Origin of the sequence: Moorena sp. SIO4E2, from assembly GCF_010671945.1 — a bacterium.
Taxonomy (GTDB): domain Bacteria; phylum Cyanobacteriota; class Cyanobacteriia; order Cyanobacteriales; family Coleofasciculaceae; genus Moorena; species Moorena producens.
Genome location: NZ_JAAHIE010000578.1, coordinates 1 through 4,252, shown reverse-complemented (window position 1 = coordinate 4,252; position 4,252 = coordinate 1). Strand labels below are relative to the sequence as shown.

Annotated in this window: 5 protein-coding genes; 2 read left to right on the top strand and 3 right to left on the bottom strand. The window is 37.4% G+C overall.

Annotated elements, in window-relative coordinates:
* On the top strand, nt 1-1,263 hold a 1,263-nt coding region (locus F6K37_RS33350), incomplete at its 5' end, for a protein kinase family protein (RefSeq protein ID WP_287254972.1).
* A 115-nt stretch (nt 1,264-1,378) separates the two neighbouring features.
* The gene (locus tag F6K37_RS33345; RefSeq protein ID WP_287254970.1) at nt 1,379-2,458 is read left to right on the top strand and encodes a T3SS effector HopA1 family protein; all 1,080 of its coding nucleotides are present in this window, start codon (nt 1,379-1,381) and stop codon (nt 2,456-2,458) included.
* A 49-nt stretch (nt 2,459-2,507) separates the two neighbouring features.
* Here F6K37_RS33345 and F6K37_RS33340 read toward each other — a convergent pair whose 3' ends face one another.
* The 3 genes from F6K37_RS33340 to F6K37_RS33330 form a co-directional block, all read right to left on the bottom strand.
* The gene (locus F6K37_RS33340) at nt 2,508-3,269 is read right to left on the bottom strand and encodes a peptidylprolyl isomerase (RefSeq protein WP_287254968.1); all 762 of its coding nucleotides are present in this window, start codon (nt 3,267-3,269) and stop codon (nt 2,508-2,510) included.
* Nucleotides 3,241-3,579 carry a hypothetical protein gene (locus F6K37_RS33335; RefSeq protein ID WP_287254966.1) on the bottom strand — a complete coding sequence of 113 codons (339 nt, stop codon included), beginning with the start codon at nt 3,577-3,579 and terminating at the stop codon, nt 3,241-3,243. The genes F6K37_RS33340 and F6K37_RS33335 overlap by 29 nt, the downstream gene beginning before the upstream one ends.
* A 344-nt stretch (nt 3,580-3,923) precedes the next feature.
* A partial coding sequence (locus tag F6K37_RS33330) for a beta-barrel domain-containing protein (RefSeq protein ID WP_287254964.1) occupies nt 3,924-4,252 on the bottom strand: 329 nt, incomplete at its 5' end.

The following is a 4,252-nucleotide window of genomic DNA, read 5'->3' as shown; positions in this document are numbered from 1 at the left end:
TTAGGGAAACTGGGAGCTATCATTAGATATATTTACTCCCATTTTTCCTATTTATTATACAGAATATGGAGGCTATTTATGATCATAAAATTAAGCTCGAATAACGTCAAGAATTACTTAATTAATTCTGGTATCTACCAACAACATAACTTAGAATCAGTCAACATTGATATCTTAGAAGTAATAGGGAGTGAAATAGAATGCAGTAGGATTTTTTTTATCAGAACTCTGAGTGATTTTAATATAGTTATTAAGCAAGAACATTACAATTATATTGATGGTATCAAAAACAAAGTTCTGAATGAATGGCAACTCCAGAAATTTTTACAATTTACCCCTGGTTTAGACTACACTGCTTCCTTGTGCTTAGAGATACTTCAATTTGATACAAATAACTCAATACTTATCTATAAATGTCCTAAATATTATTTTAATTTAAGAGATTATTACCTAAAAAATAAAGCTTTTGAAACGAAACTTGCGGAGTTATTAGGTATATCTTTGGCATCTCTACATAAAGAGACTATGGTTAATAAAGAATGCCATACATTTCTGAACAAAAGTGTTGGAGAAACACTTTGCTATGAATTTCCTTATCCTTTTTATCTAAGAGAAAAAATTACTCCTGAAACATTCTTTATTTCGCCATCTGAATCTATGAAATTCATGAAGTTATATCAAAGAGATGAAAGTATGAATAAGGTAGTCAAAAAGCTGATTTCAGATCATAATAACTATTGTCTAACCAACAATAGTTATTGTTTAGATAACATTTTAATCCCAAGAGAGTGGGAAGATATGTTACTTCATAGTAAGCAATTTGATAATAATCTTATTAAGATTATTAACTGGGATAACTGTAGTTGGGGTGATCCAGCGTTTGATCTAGGAACGGTGATTGCCGACTATTTTAGTTTATGGATAAATAGTATATTTTTACATCCTGCTCTGGCATTGAATAAATCATTCCAGCTAGCAGTAATACCTTTAGAAGCCATTCAACCTTCAGTGTTAGCATTACTCAGAGGTTACATTAGTAAATTTCCAGAAATTATTCAATCTTATCCTTGCTTTCTAGAGCGAGTTATCCAGTTTACTGGTCTTGGGTTAATTTATAAAATAATAACCATAATTAATTCATTCAAAGGGTTGAATAACCAAGGAATATTTATACTTAATTTATCCCATAAAATGCTATGTGATCCAGAAAATTCTTTGAAATCTCTTTTGCCAAATTTAACAATAAATAGCCTTGTTGATTGAGTAATTTGTTAAAAATAAATTGGGTTTATGTTATAAATATTTTTTAAAAAAATGTTAGTTAAACACCACAAATTTTAGTAAAAAATATAATTTTGATTACGTCCAAACTAAACTTATGTATTCACTTCAAACACTTCAAGATATTGCTGCTCATGTTCAAATTAATTTTTCCGATTTTTTTGTATGTAATATTAACTACAAGTCTGAAAAACTTCCTGCAGAGTTAATAAAACAACTTCAGCAATTACCTGAGGAAATTCAGGAGAATTACATCAATGCAAGTTTAAATAGTATACTTCGTCGTATTTACTACGAAGGTTCACTTACACAGGAAACCATTATAAAAGTTAATCAAGATTACATTGATTTAGAAAAAAGTGCTGTTAAAATATTTGAAATAGACTGGGAATTTTATGCGCAACTAAATCAAAACAATAGGGGTAAGGGGAGCTTTTACCAAAACTTTCGTGTGGTTAGACAAGAAGCTGATGGCAGTCTTGCAGTCGAACATGAAAATGTGACAATACATATTCAGCGAGAGTATCATCTTCAGTTAGCACACCAATTAGCCGCTGTGGGTGATCTGGTAGCAGTGAGAATACCTCCTCACCAATTCAAGCGTGGGTTTTATACAGTGATTGGAGACGCTTTAGTTGACTTTAACTTTAGCATTTACCCATTAGTTGTTTACTTCAACTTTAGCGCTGAAGGTGCAGTTGCAGTAATGAAAACTCTAACTGCACAATTAAATGATATTAAATTACCCTTCACCTTCATGACCTTGTACAATCCTTCTAACTACGGACGTTATGATGCAGGAATGCTTCGATTTGCTCCGGAGGACTACGAGTTAGTTAGACCAGTGCTACAGAATGTTTATGCAGAAAACCAATTGCACTTTCATAATCAGATTCCTATCTTCACTAAGATGCTTGCACCAGGGCTGGCTTTAGCAGAATCACCCAAACAGCAAATTAGATCTGTTGAAGATTTTGGGATGAACCGCTGCCAAATTATTGCCAATGCTTTAATGGAAGCTCACAAGAAAGGTGATGAATCCCCAGAAGCTCGAATGAAATATATACTCAAGCAGTTTGAGCAATACGGAATAGACCTAGAGCGTCCCTACCTCAATCCTGGCTCTGAAGATATCTACACACCATTGGATGTAACCAATGGTGTGACAGTAAATTAATAACTAGACATCAAAACTAGTACAGTCAGTATTAATTTAAAAGTTGTAGTTAAGACTTAGAACTTAAGCTACTGCATTCAACTTCCTTAACAACTTCAACTTCCCCAATCTGTCCCTTCAACCACCCACTAAACAAATCAGACATAATCTCAGACCGCAACTTATCATCCAATTCCGATTTAACAATCTCCTCCACCAAAATCAGATGCACTCCCTTAGAACTCACAATCGGCTTAAGCAACTGTGGCGGCTCAGCAGCAAAAACAGCAGCAGAAATCTCCGGCTTAAACTCCTGACGCTTAACAATTCCCCGATATCCTCCAGAGCGCCGTAACTCATTATCCTGGATGTATTCGTGAGCAATCTCATAGAAACTTGTCTCCCCTTCATCGAGGGCATAAAACAGTTCCATGGCTAGGTCTTTATCATCTAAAACCACTTCGTAAATAACGGCAGCAGCATAATCGAGCTGATGTTCAAAGAAATAGGGTTCAACTTTATCCGCAAACAGATGTTGAACTACCTTACCAGCCATCAAATTAGTGTAAACTACTTCTTCAAAATCATCTAAAGACATACTATATTTTTGCAGCCATGCCCAAGTGTCCTCGGAATTCTCAAGTTTGTTCATTAATCGGAATTGGTCTGCTGCGTTTTGAAGTTCTTGAATTTCTACACGGATGCCAGCATTTTCTGCACAAGCGGCAATAATCTTCCGGGTAACAAGCCCTTCAATAATTTCTGGGATTTGGCAGGATAGCTTGACTTGGTTAAAAATATCGTCAGTGGTAATCGTAATAGCTGGTAACATGATTATTTATTGGTAATTGTTGATTGGACAGTAAGGGAATAGGGAGTAGGGAGCAGGGAGCAGGGAGTAGGGAGTAGGCAAGAGGCAAGAGGCAAGAGGGAATCGGGAATCGGGAATCGGGAATCGGGAATCGGGAATCGGGAATCGGGAATCGGGAGTCGGGAGTAGGCAAGAGGCAAGAGGCAAGAGGGAATCGGGAATCGGGAATCGGGAATCGGGAGTCGGGAATCGGGAATCGGGAATCGGGAGTCGGGAGTAGGCAAGAGGCAAGAGGCAAGAGAGAAGAGGGAAAAAATCTTGTGTACTTCATTACTATGAGAAATGTTATCAGCGCGTTTATCGCAGTTATGAGGTACGCTTTATTGCCTCAAAGTCCCCCTTATTAAGGGGGATTTAGGGGGATCCCTTCCTCATGGGAGAGAAAACTGTTACATATAGCATTGTGCTCATTGTCTTGATGCAGTCGCTGATTATAGCACTACCGATTAAGGTGAGGACATTTATACAAGTAGAAAAGCTGTGATAGTAAACTTTTGCCTTTTGCCTTTTGCCTTTTGCCTTGCCCGTAGCGCTATATGTCCAACTCCCCACACCTCCCTATCTTTCCCAATTCCCGATTCCCGATTCCCGATTCCCGATTCCCTTCCAATAGCGCTACAATTCCAAACCCCCCTGCTGTAACTTCTTAAATGGATCCAGAACTAAATCCATAATTCGACGCTGCCGGACAATAACTTCTGCTGTTGCCGTGTCTCCTGGGCGGAGAGCAATACATTCCTTTGGTGTGGGCATACAGGTTTTATTGAGTTTAATTTCTAGGTCATAGGTAGGCACTTTACCCTGCTCCGTTTCCGTCACCTTGGAGGTTGGAGAAATTTTGATTACCTTTCCTTCTACTACTCCATAATCTTGAAACGGATAAGCATCAAACTTCATTTTTACTGCCATTCCTTCCCGTAAGGAGCCACTTTCTGAAATAGCGA

Excerpts from the sequence above, each read along its gene's own strand:
- F6K37_RS33345 (WP_287254970.1), top strand. The coding sequence starts at position 1,379 with ATGTATTCACTTCAAACACTTCAAGATATTGCTGCTCATGTTCAAATT.
- F6K37_RS33340 (WP_287254968.1), bottom strand. The coding sequence starts at position 3,269 with ATGTTACCAGCTATTACGATTACCACTGACGATATTTTTAACCAAGTC.
- F6K37_RS33335 (WP_287254966.1), bottom strand. The coding sequence starts at position 3,579 with ATGAAGTACACAAGATTTTTTCCCTCTTCTCTCTTGCCTCTTGCCTCT.